Here is an 18,808-nt window from a genome sequence, read left to right on the forward strand (position 1 = left end):
TTTTGTGATTATTGTATCACAATACAGTGGGTAAAATGATTAAAATACTTACTTTTTTTTGTATTAATCGGGATAGTTTAATTTTAAATAAAAATTAATTAGTAGTAAATACTATATAGTAAAAAACATAAATATAGACTATAATAACTAATAATATACATATTATTGAAAAAGAGGTCTGACATGTCCATTACAAAAAAATTAGTTTTAGGTTTTATAACGATGATGTTTATAACCGTTCTATCTGGGTCGAGTATTTATTTACAAATTATCGATATTAGTAAGCACTATAATGATACGTTGTCGGACGGTCTCCCACAGCTCTATGCGACGGGTGACCTCAATAAATACATAGCTTTGGAAGGTTCGCAACTACAAACTTATCTTTTAGGGGATGAGGAATCACTTAATCATGTACGGGAAACACAAGCGAAAATTGATGACACGATGAATTTTTTAACAGCACAGCTTGATGAAGAGGGTGTGAAACAAACATTAAATAATACGAGTAACAAAGTCGATATTTTTGAAAATGAACTGGCCAATGTCATTGCATTAAAACAAAATTCAGGTGTGGCTGAGGCAGCAATCTACTACACAAAAAACGTTATTCCGATACGCAATAATGCGATAGAAGCGTCTGATGAGCTAAAAGCTATTATTGAAGCACATTTTGATCAAGCGCAGCAGCAAGCCAATCAAAATGCAAAAAAATCATTTATCATTGCTCTTAGTATTATTGGCGTAGCGATTTTAGTCGGCAGTGCCATTGCCTTTATATTAAATAAGAAAATAGCCGCGCCTTTACGCCAACTACAACAGGGCGTCAAAACGATTGCAGCAGGGGACTTAACTGCCATGGATATTGAACTTCGCTCTAAGGATGAAATAGGGCAACTTGCTATAGCCTTTAATTCCATGAAAGATACGTTAAGAACACTATTAAATAAGTTTGCCGATAGTGCTAGTCAATTAAGTGCTTCAGCTGAGCAATTAAGTGCTTCTACTGAAGAAGTGACGGCATCCTCGGTTGATATTGCAAACCAAGCGGATAGTGCATCGCACAATACGTTAACGACTGCACAATCAGCACGGGAAAATGCTGTGGCAATGGAAGAAACAGCTAGTGCTGTTCAACATATTGCCCAATCATCTCATGCGCTACGTACGTCAGCAACGGATACAACAGACGTCGCAAATCAAGGTGTAACGAATATTCATACGGCAAGTGTCCAAATGACAACGATATACGAGTCAACAAAATTAACGACTGAACTGATTCAACGTTTAAGTAAACAAACTGAGGATATCGAACAGATTTCAAAAGTTATTACGGGTATTACAGAACAAACGAATCTGTTGGCGTTAAATGCTGCAATCGAAGCTGCTCGCGCAGGGGAAGCGGGAAAAGGGTTTGCTGTAGTAGCAGATGAAGTTCGAAAATTGGCAGAGGAGTCCAACACTTCTGCTAGTCAAATTGTCACGCTGACAACTGAAATACAAAAGGATACGAAAAATGTGGAACAAGCGGTGCGTGAAAGCTTACGCACAGTGGAAACAGGAGTAGAGAAAATCGAAGATGCCGGGACATCCTTCAATCAGATTGTGCAAGCGATTGATGATATGCGCGCACAAATTGAAAACATTTCTGCTGTTACGGAGGAAATATCAGCAAGTACGGAACAAGTTTCTGCATCTGTTACACAAATCGCCGAGTTATCAGAAACAACGGCACAACAAGCAGAAGGTTCCCAAGCAGCATCACAACAACAACTTTCATCTTTACAAGAAGTTAGTGCAGTGGCAAATGATCTCAGTAATCAAGCAATGGACTTACAGACAATTGTTGGCCATTTTAAAATGTAACATAACAAGAAGTGTTAGATTGAATCCATTTCATCTAACACTTTTTTGCTATGTCATTGATGTCCGCTACGGCGGTGCTTTCCGCGGGCACACCGTAAGCCGCAACCGTCGCTGTCGCGCCGACTATTGCGTCTAACGTGTTGTGCTATTCCCGCAGGAGTCACCGCCTCCGCTACCATCAACTAGTGCCTGCTTCTAATCTAGAATAATGCATAGTATAGTTGGCTACCCAACTTGTCCACTTTTAAAGTAATATCTTATTCTATGCGTGGGCGTCATTGATGTCCGCTACGGCGGTGCTTTCCGCGGGCGCACCGTAAGCCGCAACCGTCGCTGTCGCGCCGACTGTTGCGTCTAACGTGTTGTGCTATTCCCGCAGGAGTCACCGCCTCCGCTACCATCTAGTGCCTGCTTCTAATCTAAAATAATGCATAGTACTAGTTGGCTACCCACCTTGTCCACTTTTAAAGTAATATCTTATTCTATGCGTGGGATGTCATTGATGTCCGCTACGGCGGTGCTTTCCATGGTCACATCGTAAGCTATTGCTTGCATACGATGAGTCTTACCAACGATTTTGAACTTCCATCGGTGACGAACCTGTTTAACTAAGTGATTTTCGGGTCAATATTTTTCGTAGCCATTTAAAAACTATTGTTTTCTGATTCTAGCAAAAAGTAGTAAAATGAAAAGAGAATTTTCACAACATTTTATGGAGGTGCAGAGTATGAATTATGTTACGGTTGAAATAATTGATACTGTGGGGTTGAATCCAAGAGAAAGAAAAATGTTGCAAACTACGGTATTAAATTTTGCTGCCATGAGCAATGCATTAATTGTCAAAGAAGATGTAGTGTTAAATCCATTGGAGCCTGATAACGAGAATATAGGTATTGTTCTTGTCTATGCCAAAGCGCTGGATAAAGAACAGAGTAAGGCAATAACAGAATCTTTATCTAATCGATTCTCGGCGTATTTTACAATGAGCAACTTAGCTTTAGAAGCGCAAATTCGCGTTCATTGAGAAAGTTTAGAAAATAATCATAGCCTAGAGTAGAAACATTATTAAGGAGATTATTTGAGTATTTTTGCCGATGCTAACAGCACAAATTACCAAATTGTAATAAACTCCTTCAATACTAAAACGCCCACGGGAAAACCCGTGGGCGTTTATTAAATGGAGGAGTTTTTATATGGCATCAAAAAGACTAATTTTGCACAAAGTATGATACTTGGATAAGTGTGTCTTCGTTTAACTTATAAGCGATGACTAGCATATACATGCCTTTATCTTCTTGTGAAAGATCGATTTTAAAGTGGTCTGCGTTCGGTGCAAGTTGGTCCACATCTACAAAAATTTCTTTAAATGTTTTTGTATTTCTTAAGCCAATTTGGTAAGGGTTTAAATAGTTACCATCTAAGCCTTTTACTAGATTTTCCACTGTTAGCTCAGGACCCTTTAAGCTTGATACATCAATAATTTGAGGGTGAGCAGTAATGTTTTCTAATTGCTGTAAATCTTTTAATGGTGAGAAATCTGTAATACTATTACCTGAAATATCGATGGATGCTAAGTTTTTAGCATATTGTAAGCCATCTAAACTTTTTATGCGAGCATTCGGTGCATGTAAAGTAGTTAGTTTAATCATATCACCTAAAGTAATGTCACCAGTCAATCCAAGTGTTTGCTGGATAGCCACTTTAAGATAGTTGTCTGGGATAGCAATAATTTGATTAAAGTCAATTTCTACTAATGCAGCTTTTGCTTGTGTTAGCTCCTCTAAAGCTTGATCAATTTGAGCTTGCGTAGCTTGTGCATTGGCAAGCAGCTCTTCAGCTTTAGCCATGCTTGTTTGGAAAGCTTGAATCGATTCTGCTGTATAGTTTTCTAAGTTAATAGTTTTGGCATCTTCAAGTGCCGCTGTTAAGTCATCAGTAAACACACGATCAGCATTGGCATAGTGTAATTTTGTATCGCCCCATGACGCATGGTCAGAACCGTTTCCGTTGCCACCATCTGTTACGACAAGTTTCAGTTCTTTTGCGCCAGTGACGTTTACTTCAATGTACTTTTGAGGGTCACGAGATTGCATTAGACCACTGTCGAATTGTTTTTCGCCATCAACAAACACTTGGAACGTCACAGAGCCGATTGAACCATACATTTGACGGTCTACACCGACGTAAGCCGTGAAGATATCTGCGTCTTTATCTGTTAAATCATAGATGATTGTTGAGTTTGAGTGCGCACCGATGCCTCGTTCGTATGTTTTCTCACGACCATCGTCGCCTGTTAAGCGGATTGCATTGTGACTGATTGCTAGATTTTTCACAGGTGTTGCATAGCTATTTTGTGTAGATTGCCATTCAAAATCAGTTAAGTAATGGTAATCTTCCATATTGACAACTGAAATTGTACGCTTTTTCGTTACTTCATTGCCATCACTATCAACGACAGTGTAGGTAATGTCGTAGTGACCAGCTCGATTGAAGTTTACTTGTTCTAAACCAGTAACTTGTACTTGTGATGTTAAATCACCATCTTCAGCGTCCGTTGCTAAGTACGTTTCGTCGATATTAATAGGTGTGCCTACTTTTGTAGCGACTGATTTTGGAATTGTTAATTCTGGTTTACCATTCGATAAATAGAACTTCGCGTCAGCAAAGTTAGCGTGGTCTGAAGCATTGCCATTGCCAGAATCATTTGCAATCAGTGTTAACTCTTTCACTCCTTGAAGCGGAACTCTTACTAGTTTTGCTTCTGTTTGATATTTCATAACGCCGCTGTTATAAACTTCTTGACCGTCAGCGAGTACTTTAAATGTCACACTTGAATTGCCGTTTTCAGGGATATTACGGTCAATACCAACAAGAGCTTCAAAGTAATCATAGTTTTTATTTGTTAAATCATAAACGATTTCAGAGTTGGCATGTGTACCAATACCTTTGGCAAATTCTTTCACTTCACCATTGGATAGTAATTTAATGGAACCACCCGAAGATGCTTTGTCTTTATTTACTGTATTATATGCTGTTTGAGCAGATTTCCAGCTAATATCTGAAGCGAATTTCTCATCGCTATAGACATAAATATTTTTTGTCGCAGTTGCAACGTTGTTATCACTATCCGTTACTGTATATTCGATTTGGTAAGTACCTGTTTTATTTGTATTAAAACCATTTGTCGTTACTTGAATGTGCTTACTTAAATCGCCGTCTTCAATATCAGATGCTGTTACATCTTTTAGAACATCATAATCACTATTTAATTTTACAAATGTTAAATCTTCATTTAGAGCTAAAGTAGGCAGACTTGAATCTTTGCCGAACTTTGCATCAGCCCAAATTGTATGGTCGGATGAATTGCCACTATCTTTGGCATCAGTAGTAATTAACGTCACTTCTTTTGCACCTGTAACAGGGACCTTCACATAGCCATGATCTGTATTAGCTCTGAATACATCACTTGCAAATTTCTTTTCACCATCGACCCATACTTCAAATGTTGCAGAAGATTTTTGGCCTTTTGCTGCTTGATCGATGCCGATATAACTTTCAAAGAAATCAAAGCCTTTTCCTTCAATGTCATACACGACTTCAGAGTTCGCATGTGCACCAAGCCCCTTGTCATAAGTAGCATCTACACCTTGGCGTAGTAATGTAATGGTACCACCAGCAACAGATTTATCTTTTTGTAATGAACCCCAACCGACTTTTGCCGATTTAGCTGTCATATCAGAAATATATTGCATGTCGCTTACGACGTTAACTTTCATCGTTTTTGTTTCTTTGATGCCTTCATCATTTACTTCATAAACAACTTCATAGCTGCCTTTTTGTGTAACATCAACCGTATTTGATTTAACAGTAATTGAATTTGTTATATCTTTACCGTTATATGCAATTGCTTTTACATAATCCATTGGCTCAAATGCTTGATGTAGTTTAACTGTTACATTGTCTTCAGCAGATAGGGTAGGCGTATATGCTTTTACTTCTACTGGTTTTAATGTATTTAATTTTTTGTCATAGCCGACAACTTTGTACGTATAATTTTTCGTTACATCTACATTTTTATCGATAAATTGGCTAGTACTAGTAAAGGCGATTAATTCATCATCTCTAAAGATTTCATAACCTAAGAAATCTTCTTGATAGGCTTTATCGATTGATAGATTTAATGTATTTGTTTTGGCAGTTTGGTTTGCCGCAAAAGTTACGTTTATTTCTTTACCTTTTAAACCATTACCTTTATAGTCGACTGCACTATTATTTAAATACCATATTTTTTTATCTGGTTTTGGATATTTGCTTGTTTTTTCTCTTGTTTCATCCGTTACAACGAAACCATGACGCGCAAAATGCTCACTTAAATCTAAACCGAGTGCTTCAGAAGAGAATTCAACTAAATATTGTTGTTTAGAGCGATCTCCATCTTTTAGTGACACATCACGATCGCGATATAAAGAGTTTAATTTACCCCAATAGCCAGGACTATACATTTCTAATTGCCAATAGACAGCTAGTTTTTCAAATAGGCCTTGGTCGTTGTAATCTTTTGTGTTTTCTTTTAGAACATTTTTATAGATGTTCGCTTCATATGGAATACGTCCATCGATTTTGCCGTAATAGGCTGACATATGTTGTGGTAGCATATTGTTTGTCACTTCACCGTAAGTTCTTACACCGATATCCATACGGTGACCGATTTCATGGATAACGCCCCATGAACCGCCTTTTTCTTCGATAGGCACTAAAATATCCGAAACGACATCATCCAATGTACCGATGTGATCGCCCGCTGCATACATGTATGAGTAAGGTTGCGCAAGTCGTACATTTTCTCGAATTAGTTTTGGGTCATGTTTGTCATTGCGGCCATCTAAACCGTTATATTTAAACAGTTCTTCCATTAACGTATTAAAGGAATCAATTGTTTGGATCGGGCTGTAACCATCTTCAATATAAGTTTTATATGCACCTGTCGCTGTACCTGTCCAGAATAAATGATCACTCACGACTTCTACGATATCTAGCACTTCACGATCTTCCACTTTTGGATGCTTCACTTTGTCTTCATCGATTTTTTTCTTATAGTCGATTAAAAACTGTTTGAACTCGTCGACATTAGTAGATTTCGTTGCAAAAGGAATGCGCTCAACGCCTTCAAATCGTAATGTTGGTGCCTTTCCTTGCTGTTCAGCTGTATAAGGGTTATCAATGTAAATTGTGCCACCTGGTGTGACAGCCTTGTTATAAGCTGAAGTTTTTGTAATAGCAGGCACTGTAATCACATTTTTACCAACTTTTAAGCTGACATCTCTTCTCCAACTGTTCCAAGCACCTTCTTGTTGTGTAAATGATAGGTGAGGCAGTGGACCATTTGCCGCTGCGTCAACGTATACGACGATTTGATCGCCAGGCTGAGCTGCAAGTCCAGTTGGTTGGAGGTTATTGCCGAAACCAATTTTTAAGTTATCGTTGGCATGTTTCACCATATTGCCATGTTGTTCAGCTACGATGACTCTTCCTTCTGTCACGACTTCACCGTTAATTACTTTTTTCGCTAACTCGATATTATCTTTATAAGTATCGTATAGTGGATGTGTTTTCGCTTCTGCTTCTAACGCGTTAATCTTGTCAAGGCTATTAAACTCTGGTGAAACGGTATCCATCGTGCCATCAGTAAATAATTTTGCCATTTTGTCATTGATTGTATCTTCTTTATAGAACGCTAATTCAGAAAGTGTAGCCCAATTTCGATCAGACTTTTTAAATTTAAACTTCACTCGTTTAAATGTAGTTGGTTCAAATTTGGCTTCAACTAATCCAGCAACCATATTATGTTTACCTGTTGCAACAAGCTCATACGTATCGCCTTTTGATGTTTGTGAAGCATAAATTTCAAATTCTTCAGCAAAACCTTTAAGATCTGATGGTCTTGCCCCGTACATAACACGATTTAATGTAACAGGCTCGTTAAATTCAACTTCCACTTCATTTGAGAAAGTAGCTGTGTTGCTACTATTTGTTTCCCAATATGTATTGACATCACCATCGATGGCGTTTTCTATAGCGGCGGTAGCCCAGTGTCCGCCGTTATTACGAATAGTCTTTATGTTTTTGTTGTCCATTCTAAATAACCGAGAATACGCTTCGTTTGCGTAATGGTTAAATGAAGAAGTGACTGCTGTTGTCGCTTTGATTGCTTCTGTGCTTAATAGTACTTTGGCATTGTCGATATCTTCTTTAAATTGAGCATAGAAAGGATGAGCTTTTGCTTCAGTTTCTAATTGGTTAAGTGCTTCGAGTGAATGGAACTTATCACTAACAGCACTCATTGTGTTATCTGTAAAAAGTGTGGCCATTTTGTCAGAAACAGCATCTTCTTTATAAAACTGGAACTCAGATGCACTTGCCCAATCTTGATTTGCTTTTGTGAAAACGAATTTAACGCGTTTAAATTCTGTAGGCTGGAACTGAATTTCAACGATATCTCCTGTAGAACCTTTATATTCACCTGATGAAACAAGTGTAAAGTCATCGCCTGCATCTGTAGTAGAGCTATAAATTTCGAACTGTTGGGCAAAGCCTTTACCTCTTGTAGAAGATTGACGAGCTGCGTAAACCATTCGATTGAGCGTAGTTGCTTCATTGAACTGAATGACAACCTCATTTGTGAATGTTGCGCTATTTGGTTTCCCTGTTTCCCAGTGGGTATTCATATCGCCATCAATTGCTTTATCAATCGATTGACTTGCATATTTTCCCCCGTTGTTCGTAATCGACTTAATATTTGTAGTGGCCATTTTAAATACATCATCGTATGCTTTTAAAATATCTTTGCCATACAAATCAAATTTTTTCACCGAAGCGATGGAATGTTTCACACTAGCTTCAGCCGATGTTTTAACAATGTTTCCATTTGGATTTTCACTTGCCAAAACATTCAGTGGGCCGCCGACTAAATTTAAAGCCAAGGCAGACACTGTGACAATCTTTACTACTTTCATTAAATATTCCTCCTTATGAATTTTTTCCTACTGAGCACATAAAAAAGCCACTCAAAAAGAGTAGCTTCATTTCAAATAAGTAAATCATAAAAAATATACAAAAATAACCACTATGAAATGTGGGCACTAAAAAAACGCTAAAAGATATAATTTATCTTTTAGAAATTATATTAGAAAATCATTTTTTTAGTAATTTGCTTATCTATGACCTTACTAAACAAAAAGTAGTATGTACTCTTCGGCAACTGGCTGACATAGTTAAATAACCTTAGTCCCTATAGCTTTGCGTCCCTAAATTTCTTTAGGTTTGCCTATTCAATTTTTCTACTATAAAGAATAGCATAGAGAAATTAATTGCCAAAGTACAATTAGTACTATATTTTACCACCTTATATTAGGGTAATATGGCGAGGTTTTATAATTGAATGGAAAAATAACGAAATTCTATGATGGGTAATTTGTTATGTGTAAATTACTTTAGTAAGAGATAGATAGTTTAGTTGTAAACTACTTATGTCATAGGTGGGCTATTGAAAATATTAACAATGTTGTAATAGTGTAAAAGAGCTAACTTTGTAAGCGGCAATGCGGATGAAATTGTTATGATCATTATTACTCGGGGCGCTCCATCAGTAAAATGTATTTAGGAATATGTAAGGAATGGGGGCTGTAAGTGCTAGCTAATGAGCTAAAGATATAGTGAAAGAATTACAGCTTAGAGACAGTCATCCGATATTAAATTTGGTACTTACGAGCATCATTTTGGTGATTTTCAAATACTTACGAAACAACTATGAGCGCTAATGTAATTCATTGTAAGCGTGAAGCCTTTTACTTCTCTATAGGAGTAGCAGGCTTTTTTGCGCTATATTGTTTCAATTGTAATGTTTTGTTCATGTTCCGTTCATTTTCAGTTCATGTTCTGTTCATTTAGCAACTATATGCTAAGGATGTGAAAAAGAAATAGGAGGGGTTTTCAGATGAACCTGGCTATAAAAGAAATGAAAAAAAATAAAGTGCGATTTTTGATTTTAGGCTCAATTGTTTTTTTGGTAAGTTTACTAACCTTTATTATATCGGGTTTAGCTAATGGACTATCGCAAGACAATGCTGCACTTATTAAGGATTTACCAGCGGGGCAGTTCTACATGAATAAGGATGCAGATGAAACATATAATCTGTCAAGAATAGACAGCACTATCCAAGATGACATATTGAATAAAGAAAAAGATGCTGTAGCATTCTCTATTCAAATGGGCTTTATTAATGATGAGGCAGGGAAGCAACAAAGCGTTGCCTTTGTAACAGCTACCGATTCACCATACTTTGCAAATGTGAAGCATGAGGAAATAATTTTAGATAGCTCTTTGAAGGATAAAGGAATAAAAGTAGGCGACACAGTAACGAATAATCAATTTAGTGGTAAGTTTATTGTTAAAGATTTTGTCGAGCAAAAGAAATATAGTCATGCGCCTGTAGCTTATATTAGCATGGAGGATTACAAAGAAATTTATCGTGTGGAAGAAATGCAATTAATATTCGCACCAGATGCAGATACTTCACAAGCGTATACAGGCCTACAAGCATTTTCAAAAGGTGATTTTTTAAATACGATTCCTAGTTATAACGCAGAACAAATGTCTCTTAATATGATTGTATGGTTTTTAGTTGTTATTAGTGGCATGTTGTTTGCAATCTTTTTCTATATGATGAATGTTCAAAAGATTGGTTTATACGGAATTTTAAAAGCAATCGGTTTAAAAACAAGTAAGCTCTTTAAAATGATTTGGACGCAGATGGTTGTGATTACGGTTATTTCACTTGTGTTATCGATTGCATTAAGCCAACTCTTTAATCAATTTGCGCCACAAGGAATGCCGTTTAGTTTAAGTTTGGCAACGACAACACAATTGGCTGTTGTATTCCTTGTTATTGGATTTATTGGTGCAACGATTTCAGGTCTCCAAATTAAAAAAATTCAACCACTACAAGCGATACAGCAAGGAGAGGTCTAATATGACATTATTTACAATGGAGAATGTTAGAAAGACATTTACTAATGGTGAAGTACAGGAAGAAATATTAAAAGGTATTAATTTGACCCTTAAAGAAGGTGAAGTAACGGCTTTAGTCGGTGCTTCGGGCTCCGGGAAAAGTACACTGCTGACAATTGCAGCGGGTTTGCAACCTACTACGGATGGTCAAGTGATCTTTGAAGGAAAAAATCTGACGACATTGAGTGCCGAGCAAGTGCGCCAAGTACGTGCGAGTCAATTTGGCTTCGTCTTTCAATTTGCACATCTAGTACCCTTTTTAACAGTAGAAGAACAGCTTTTGCTTATGCTAGAGGTATCAGAAACAACATTGAAAAAACGTGAGCAACAAATTGAAGTTGAACGTGTTTTAAACTTAGTAGGAATGGATCATCGGAAAGATGCCTATCCTTCGTCATTATCAGGTGGGGAGAAACAGCGTGTTGCCATTGCACGAGCAATAATTCATAAACCGAAAGTACTTTTTGCGGATGAGCCAACAGCGAGCTTAGATTCAAAAAGATCGAAGGATGTTATGGAGTTAATTCGAGAGCTTACAAAAACATTAAACATTACGACTTTGATGGTGACACATGATGAAGAAATGCTTGCCTATACTGATCAAGTCGTAAAAATGAATGACGGTAAAATTTTGCAAAATGTAAATAACTAAAATTTGAGAAGAAGTGTTAGATTAACAGCTGTTGATCTAACACTTTTTTATTGTCAGTGACTGTATAGAAACTTGCTACAAGCCTGTGCGTGAATGTGTCCAAGTTGTTCCTGAAAGCTGTTCATTCGTTAGTGGATTGGTACTAATATTTCACATAAGTGACGCTCAATCATTTGCGCACTGTATCTTTCGATAATAGGTTCAGGTCTGATGGCTAGTTGCTGTTTTGTTATTTCTGAAAAGACTTTGCCCCAAAATTCGCTGACAGCTTCTTTTGTATGGTCAAGTAAAAATACTGCGTATTTTCCTCCAGCAAATGTACCAACTTGAGCAGGTTGTGTTACATGAAAATCACGCTCAATACAAATGCAAACGTCATATCGACATTGTTCTTTAGGTGAAACGTCTGGATTATCTTGCGGTATTGCTAAAATTGTATATTGATTTTTTAATGTTTTTTGATTTTGTACCCATTGTTTAAACGATTCCATAAGCATTTTATTTGCTTCACCATATTCACCAACGTTCCTGAAAAAGGCGATTTTTGATGGTGCTAATTCTTCTATTGTAAATTTCATTTTTTCCATCTCCCTTCCTAAGTAAAGGTAATATGATAAAAAATTTTTCACAAGTGATTTTTGAGTAATGAAAGTTTTCTTTTTAATAATCTTATTTAGGAAGTACTCATTTAGATAGGTAAGTCATTTTTTATGTTTTTAAAGTCATACCTTCTTTAATAGGGGGGATTTTGTGTTGAGAAAGAAAGGAATTATTATTGGAATGGCTATTTTCGTTATAGCTACCTGTAGCTTTGTTATTAAAATTTGGGCAGACAATAGTTTTAACAATAAAGGGCAGCAAGGGTCTTATGCAACTAAAGAAGAGACAAGTATTGCGACATTGAAAGAAAAAGTGAATGAACTATATGTCGGTGTCGATGTGAAAACAACAGCAAAGAAAGAATTGGTATTTCAAGTTGTTGCCGATGAAGAACGGTTTAATGTTGTTAAAAGAGATATCGAACCGATGGCCAAGAGTGTTATGGAATCTTCTTTCCTAAAGGATTATAAAATTGTTTTTGAAAGATGGGAACTTACCTCTGTGAATAATAAAAACAGACAAATAGATAAAGAATTGAGCTCTTTTTTAAAAACGATTGTAGAAGGTCTTCAAGCGTTTGAAGTATTTAAAAGCATAACGACCGATCATCAAACTTTTATTACGATACAAACATCTATCAATGGTTCAGAAAAAGAGGCACTACAAACGGCGTTGGAAATGGCAGAGGTTGTAACAGGGATTTTACAAGCTAAAGAACAAACTAAGGTACCTCCTAAAAATATATATGATATTAAAGTAGTGAATGCCCAAGGGGAAAATTTAATTGAGTAAAATTGTATGAGTGCCAGTCACTCATACAATTCTCACACAATTAGCGAGTGGTATTATTAGGGTTGTTTTTTTCTTTTTAACCATTGTGTTTGTAGATGTTTAGACTTAGGTGGCTAAAGATTAAGTCACTATCTTCGTTTTTAAAAAATAGGACTTTATAATAATTTTCAATATTTTACATATATTTATAGATTTGTAGATAGGGAATTGAGTACACTGATTTTATGACTTGAAGGGGGAAAGAGAAATGAAGAAAACGATTTTAGCTGGAGCTTTAAGTATTGCGTGTTTTACAGGGGGATTCGGTATACAAGCGTATGCAAAAGGTAATGAAGATGTAGTAAACATTATTCATCCAAAACAGGTCGTTGCAGCGACAAATCAAGTGCAATCCATGTCATATCAAGATGTTTACAAAATGCTATTACTTTCTAAGCTAGGGTTTGACAATGAGGATGATTTAACTTTAGTTACAACTAAAAATAGCATTACTGTTAAAATTTCGCTAAAGGCAATAATGGAAACTTATGCGGATGGGACAAACTTATTCCCTGAAGGCGAAAAGGCATTACAAGAAAATTTAGCCGAGTTTAAAAAACTGTTTGGTGATGCGATTCAAATGAGAATTACTCAATCAGGCAATAGTTTCACGGTTGAAATTTTTACAGCGGGGAAATGGCAAGCTGCAAGCAAAGAAGACATGAATGATTTAATTACAGTATTTAACCGCGCAGATGTAAATTTAAGACCAGGAGGCTATTTTACAGATGCAATTGGCCATTGGGCTGAGAGTTATATACAAGTACTTTATCAAGCAGGAATTGTCACGGGCACTACTGATACAACCTTCAATCCTAATGGGCAAGTAACGCGTGGGCAATTAGCAGCAATGATTTTCCGAGCTTCAGGGTTGGATGTAAATGAAGATTATGAAGGGCCAGCTTCTTACAAAGATATGCAAGGATTCTGGGGTGCAAAAGAAGTAGCGATTTTACAGGAATATGGTTTACTCGAAATTTTCGACGGTGAATATTTTGAGCCAAACAAGCCTGCTACCCGCGAGGAAATGGCACATGTAACAGCAAGCTATCTAGAAGCAATGGACTTTAATGTAGCGAGTGCCAATAAAAATAATACTTTCTCGGATAAAAATCAGATGCGCAATGAAGCTGTAGAAGCGATTGGCTTATTACAGCAATTAGGAATTATAGAAGGAGCAAACGGTAAGTTTAATCCAAAAGCGAACCTTACACGTGCTCAGTTTTCAAAAATTTTAACACTTACGTTAATGATGGCGAGTGAAGAATAAAGAGTGCCAGGCACTCACACAATTTAATACAATTCACTAAGTAAAAATCCACTCAGTTTCTGCGGCTTACATCGTGCACGCGAAAAGCGAAGTGGATTTTTATTCTTTAGAAAACCTCATTTTACTTATCCTACGAAAACATGGAACATATAGCTTAAAAAATAGCCTAATAGAATATAAGTAAGGAAGGCTTTTAAAGTTACGGTTTGTACATGGTGTAAAATAAATTCTGAAATACTAGCTGTGCCGATTAAACCAATTGATAGCCCCATCAATATGCCTTGTGCCCGTATTGTTAAATCCCAAAATTGACCTATTAAAATAAATACTATAAAGAAAATCGAAAACGCGATGAAATAAATAACTAATTTCCATAGCTTTGTACTTTGTGATAGGAATGCTGTTGTTAGTGCAAAGCCTTCAGGAAGATGATGGAGAATAATGGAGGCTGTAAGTGTAATACTTAGTGCAGAATTTCCTAGTAAGTTTCCTACGGTAAGACTAATTGGGATGGTATGAATAACCATAGCAATGGCAAGTAAGGTTACAGAGGAGTTTTGAAAATTAGTAGGATGAAAAAAACTATGGAGTAGCTGGAACACTAAATAGCCAAGAAGAATCCCTATTATAATGCCAAATGACTTGTACATTTGAAAAGAAGATGGAATGATATCTAGAAGAAGTAAACCTATTAAAAAACCACCACATAATAATGATAAGCCTTGGGTTGTATGTTGAAAAAGCTTAGAAAAAACCCAAGCGATTGTTCCACCTATGCTCACGCTGAAAAATAGAAATCCTCCAAGTATCATTGCACTCAACTGCGAAATTCCTCCGCCCCATATTAAACTGAAGTCCGTTTTACAAAATATATGCAACGTAAGGGGTTATATGAGGAAGCGTTGTCAAAAATAAATGGCAAGTTCATTTTTAAACATTTCTTTCTAAAGAACAATATAATTCACTACATACAAATGAAAGGAAAATCAGCAAAGTCCCTTCCATTTGTAGATAATATGCCTTACTGGAAAACCTCTTCTATCGATTGTGCAATTGAAATGCGTGTTAATTTTTTATCTTTTGTATATTCAATAGCGCCAGCTCCGCCTAAATAAAACTTGATAGAAGGATACGTGGCTGCAAAATCCTCCAATTGTTGTAAAAGAAAAGGATAGGTTTCAAATGGTATTGTCGTTACAGCTGACAGTAACACAATTTTAGGCTGAAATTTAGAAACGAGTGATTCAATTGCACCCATGGCAGGAGAGCTCCCAATTAAAAATGATTTCCATCCAAGTAACATTGCTTGTAAAAGTAAAATATGGAGCGGAACTTCATGGTATTCTCCAGGCAAACATGCACCCATAATAAGTGGGGCATCCTCTTTGTATTGATAACTGCGTCGTATCTGTACTAAATAATCACGTATAACCATCGTGATGACAGCTTCTTGATATTCGGACCATTCCCTTTTTTCCCAACGCATCCCTACTTCAAGTAATAATGGTATGACTACAGTAGATAGGAATTTGGGCAAGCCAAGTGCGTAATGTGCTTCTTGCAGAATTCGATTAATTTCGATTTCATCACAATGAGCGCCTTTTTCTAAAAGAAGAAACACAAAATCGTTCATTTCAGCATGTACAGGAGGCACGCTTGTTTCTATAGGCTGATCTTCCGGCTTCATCGTTTTTACAACGGAAGCAGCTTGTTTTATAGAATACCCTTGTTCGGATAGTTTTCGTACCTTTAACAGTATTTGAATATCTTTTTCAGTGTAAACTCTATGTCCATTGTCCAAGCGCTTAGGCTCAACAAGTTGATAGCGTTCTTCCCACTTTCGAATAACTTGCTTTGAAAGACCAGTTACTTCGGAAACTTGTGTAATATTATAATGCCATGTTGTTGAATTGACAGATGTCATAGTTCGTCAACCCTCTTTCCAGTTTGAAAAGTATCGAATTATCTTAACAATTATACTGTAGGTTTATTAAGAGTGAAAATCAAACCTATAGATATATTTTAACGGATAAAAAGCAATTTGTATAACTATTGTATAATTATTGGTTAGTAAAGTTTGACATTAATTAATTTTTCATGGTATACAGGTACTATAGAAAATTTTCGATGATGGGGGTGGGACATATGGCTAAATGGTGGAAACGGAAGGTAGCACATTCCAAAGATGGAATGTTTAGTTCGCCAAGCGACTTTAAACCAGTGATTGACTTGTCCGAAATGCCAGAGTTAGAAAAGCAGATGGCATTAATTGGACTTAAAATAGAGGATCTTTACATAATAAAAGCATGTCAGCCATTTGTTCGAGAGGGAATTGAAGATGTAACGGCTATATTTTACCAAAACATACTTGCTGTTCCGACGTTACGTCAAATCATTGAAGAGCGTACCCAAATCGAGCACTTAAAGAAATTGTTAGGTAATTATTTAATTGCGATGTTTGATGGTGTTTTTAATGCTGAAGCTATTGAAAGAAAAAGAAAGCTTGCTCGTATGCATTTCACAATTGGCTTAGAACCGAAATGGTATATGGGGACGTTTCAACATATCCAAGAAGCCATCATAAATTTAATTGTCAAAGAGATGACAGTACCTGCACTGCGTGAGCAAATAATGTTCACTGTATCAAAATTAATTAATCTTGAAATGCAAATTGTTTTGGAAGAATATGAAAAAGAAAATGTTAAAATAAGAAATAGTCAATACAATCAAATTAAAAATGAGCTAAAACAAAAGATTTCTTTAATCAGTCACGATTTAGCAAATTTGACCGAAGAAACAAATACATCAATCGATGCAGTAGATGAACAAACTACGTTTATTGCTCAAATTATTGAAAAAAATGTAGAAACAGTCCATTTAATAAATCAAGATGCAAACATCGGTAATCAACAAGTGATAAGGCTAGAAGAAGAGATGCGTCAAATCTCGAATAGTACAGAAGAAATGGGTGCGTTAATAGGCAATTTAAAACAATCCTCTGATCGAATTATAGATATTGTATTATTAGTAAAGGGCATAGCCGACCAAACAAATTTGCTTGCATTAAATGCTTCTATAGAAGCGGCCAGAGCAGGTGAGCATGGTAAAGGATTTGCTGTTGTAGCCCAAGAAGTTCGTAATTTGGCCGAACAGTCCAAGAAATCTGTTGAAGAAATTACCCAACTTGTCCAAACGTCGACCTCTCTTACAATGCGAGCAGTGGATATGATTGATTGTATTGAGGAACGTGTTGCCGATGGTGTAGGGGCTGCGCTTGAAACCCAAACTAAATTTCAAGATATTTTGCAAGCTATTGTGAAAAACGAACAGTTAATTGTTCAAGTAGAAGCTGATGTAAAAAATTTAGAAAAAGTTATTAGTTCTATCGGGAATGAAACACGTACGGTGGCGAGTACAGCCGATAGTTTATATCAAACAGCGATGCATTTATAAGTAACAAAATAAAATCAACCATAAAATAGAACCATTGCATGTAGTGCAGATGGTTCTATTTTTTATGTTTTGGAGATGATAATTTATATCTCAGACCCGATGTTGGAATTGTTTCAAAAGTATAATTTACAGGAATAAAAGGGTAACACTACTTTTAATAGGAATAACAAGGTATATCATGAATTGACTAGCTATATAGTAGCTTAAATAGGTTTCTAAGGGGGAGATGATATTGAAATGGGCTGCACTTGCAAGCTATTTAGTGATGATTATTATCAATGTTTTAGCAAGCACAATTGGTATTAACGGCAAAACAACAGGAGAAATATCGAATGAATTGCAGGTACTATTTACACCAGCAGGTTATGTTTTTTCTATTTGGCTCGTGATTTATGTGTTATTAGGTATATGGCTCTTTCTCCAGCTATTTTCAAAGAAAGTCACTCGGGACTCGGCCATTATCAGTCTAGTAACGTCAACATGTTTGTATAATATTGCTTGGCTCTTATGTTGGCATTATGAATTTTTTGCCTTATCTATTGTCATGATGGTCGGACTCTTGGTCAGCTTAATTTTCATTTATTCAAGTTATCCTAAAGAAGATAATCGTTTTGGGGGGAGATTGCCTTTTTCCATTTACTTAAGTTGGATTAGTGTAGCGTTAATGGCGAATATTAGTTTTGTGCTTACATACTATCAATGGGATGGCTTCGGCATATCTGCAGTATGGTGGGCAAATTTACTGCTATTCGTTGCTACATGTCTTGCGCTATATATTCGTTATGTTGAAGTAGATATTTTCTTCCCGATGGTTATAATTTGGGCTTTTATTGGTATCGCTGTTGAAAATGGTGTGGATGCAGGAAGCTTATTTTATATGCCAATTTTGTATAGCATCGTCCTTGTCATTTGGATTGTTATCGGAAAACAGCGATCGCCAAAAAGTGTCATCAACTAATGGCACATTACTTATGTAAACAACACAGCAAGTCCAATTGTTCTAATGCGGTTCTTATATGAATATAGTGGCTACTAAGTGCAGAAATAGTAAGAATGCAATGCTTTAAAA

Annotated in this window: 12 protein-coding genes and 1 riboswitch; of the genes, 8 read left to right on the forward strand and 4 right to left on the reverse strand. The window is 36.3% G+C overall.

Features of this window, described 5'->3' with window-relative positions; translation table 11 throughout:
- The first annotated feature begins 183 nt into the window (after positions 1 to 183).
- The gene (locus tag ACIQXI_RS14570; protein ID WP_402926205.1) at positions 184 to 1,866 is read left to right on the forward strand and encodes a methyl-accepting chemotaxis protein; all 1,683 of its coding nucleotides are present in this window, start codon (positions 184 to 186) and stop codon (positions 1,864 to 1,866) included.
- Positions 1,867 to 2,593: 727 nt separating this feature from the next.
- Positions 2,594 to 2,890 carry a hypothetical protein gene (locus ACIQXI_RS14575; RefSeq protein ID WP_402926207.1) on the forward strand — a complete coding sequence of 99 codons (297 nt, stop codon included), beginning with the start codon at positions 2,594 to 2,596 and terminating at the stop codon, positions 2,888 to 2,890.
- Positions 2,891 to 3,074: 184 nt separating this feature from the next.
- On the opposite strand, the gene ACIQXI_RS14580 is transcribed toward ACIQXI_RS14575, so the two are convergent.
- Positions 3,075 to 8,879, reverse strand: a complete 5,805-nt coding sequence (locus tag ACIQXI_RS14580) for an NPCBM/NEW2 domain-containing protein (protein WP_402926210.1) — start codon at positions 8,877 to 8,879, stop codon at positions 3,075 to 3,077.
- A 237-nt stretch (positions 8,880 to 9,116) separates the two neighbouring features.
- A riboswitch (cyclic di-GMP riboswitch) is annotated at positions 9,117 to 9,201 on the reverse strand.
- Positions 9,202 to 9,859: 658 nt separating this feature from the next.
- Between ACIQXI_RS14580 and ACIQXI_RS14585 the strand changes: the two genes are divergently transcribed.
- Together ACIQXI_RS14585 and ACIQXI_RS14590 are read left to right on the forward strand one after the other, a co-directional pair.
- Positions 9,860 to 10,894, forward strand: coding sequence for an ABC transporter permease (locus tag ACIQXI_RS14585; RefSeq protein ID WP_402926212.1), 1,035 nt, complete (start codon positions 9,860 to 9,862; stop codon positions 10,892 to 10,894).
- 1 nt (position 10,895) lies between these two features.
- Positions 10,896 to 11,585 carry an ABC transporter ATP-binding protein gene (locus ACIQXI_RS14590; protein WP_402926215.1) on the forward strand — a complete coding sequence of 230 codons (690 nt, stop codon included), beginning with the start codon at positions 10,896 to 10,898 and terminating at the stop codon, positions 11,583 to 11,585.
- Positions 11,586 to 11,713: 128 nt separating this feature from the next.
- On the opposite strand, the gene ACIQXI_RS14595 is transcribed toward ACIQXI_RS14590, so the two are convergent.
- Entirely contained in the window at positions 11,714 to 12,163 is a 450-nt protein-coding gene (locus ACIQXI_RS14595; protein WP_402926217.1) for an AraC family transcriptional regulator, read from the reverse strand.
- Between the two features lie 175 nt (positions 12,164 to 12,338).
- Between ACIQXI_RS14595 and ACIQXI_RS14600 the strand changes: the two genes are divergently transcribed.
- Positions 12,339 to 12,977: a hypothetical protein gene (locus tag ACIQXI_RS14600; protein WP_402926220.1), complete on the forward strand. Its 639-nt coding sequence runs from the start codon at positions 12,339 to 12,341 to the stop codon at positions 12,975 to 12,977.
- 247 nt (positions 12,978 to 13,224) lie between these two features.
- Positions 13,225 to 14,286 (forward strand): S-layer homology domain-containing protein, encoded by a 1,062-nt coding sequence (locus ACIQXI_RS14605; RefSeq protein ID WP_402926222.1) that lies wholly within the window; start codon positions 13,225 to 13,227, stop codon positions 14,284 to 14,286.
- Positions 14,287 to 14,411: 125 nt separating this feature from the next.
- Here the strand turns inward: ACIQXI_RS14605 and ACIQXI_RS14610 are convergent, their stop codons facing one another.
- Entirely contained in the window at positions 14,412 to 15,098 is a 687-nt protein-coding gene (locus tag ACIQXI_RS14610; RefSeq protein WP_402926504.1) for a ZIP family metal transporter, read from the reverse strand.
- Between the two features lie 209 nt (positions 15,099 to 15,307).
- Entirely contained in the window at positions 15,308 to 16,210 is a 903-nt protein-coding gene (locus tag ACIQXI_RS14615) for a MerR family transcriptional regulator (protein WP_402926224.1), read from the reverse strand.
- Between the two features lie 221 nt (positions 16,211 to 16,431).
- Between ACIQXI_RS14615 and ACIQXI_RS14620 the strand changes: the two genes are divergently transcribed.
- Positions 16,432 to 17,739: a protoglobin domain-containing protein gene (locus ACIQXI_RS14620; protein WP_402926226.1), complete on the forward strand. Its 1,308-nt coding sequence runs from the start codon at positions 16,432 to 16,434 to the stop codon at positions 17,737 to 17,739.
- A gap of 232 nt (positions 17,740 to 17,971) precedes the next feature.
- Positions 17,972 to 18,697, forward strand: a complete 726-nt coding sequence (locus ACIQXI_RS14625; RefSeq protein WP_402926228.1) for a tryptophan-rich sensory protein — start codon at positions 17,972 to 17,974, stop codon at positions 18,695 to 18,697.
- The last annotated feature ends 111 nt before the right edge of the window (positions 18,698 to 18,808 follow it).

Origin of the sequence: Lysinibacillus sp. NPDC097195, from assembly GCF_044762075.1 — a bacterium.
Taxonomy (GTDB): Bacteria; Bacillota; Bacilli; order Bacillales_A; family Planococcaceae; genus Lysinibacillus.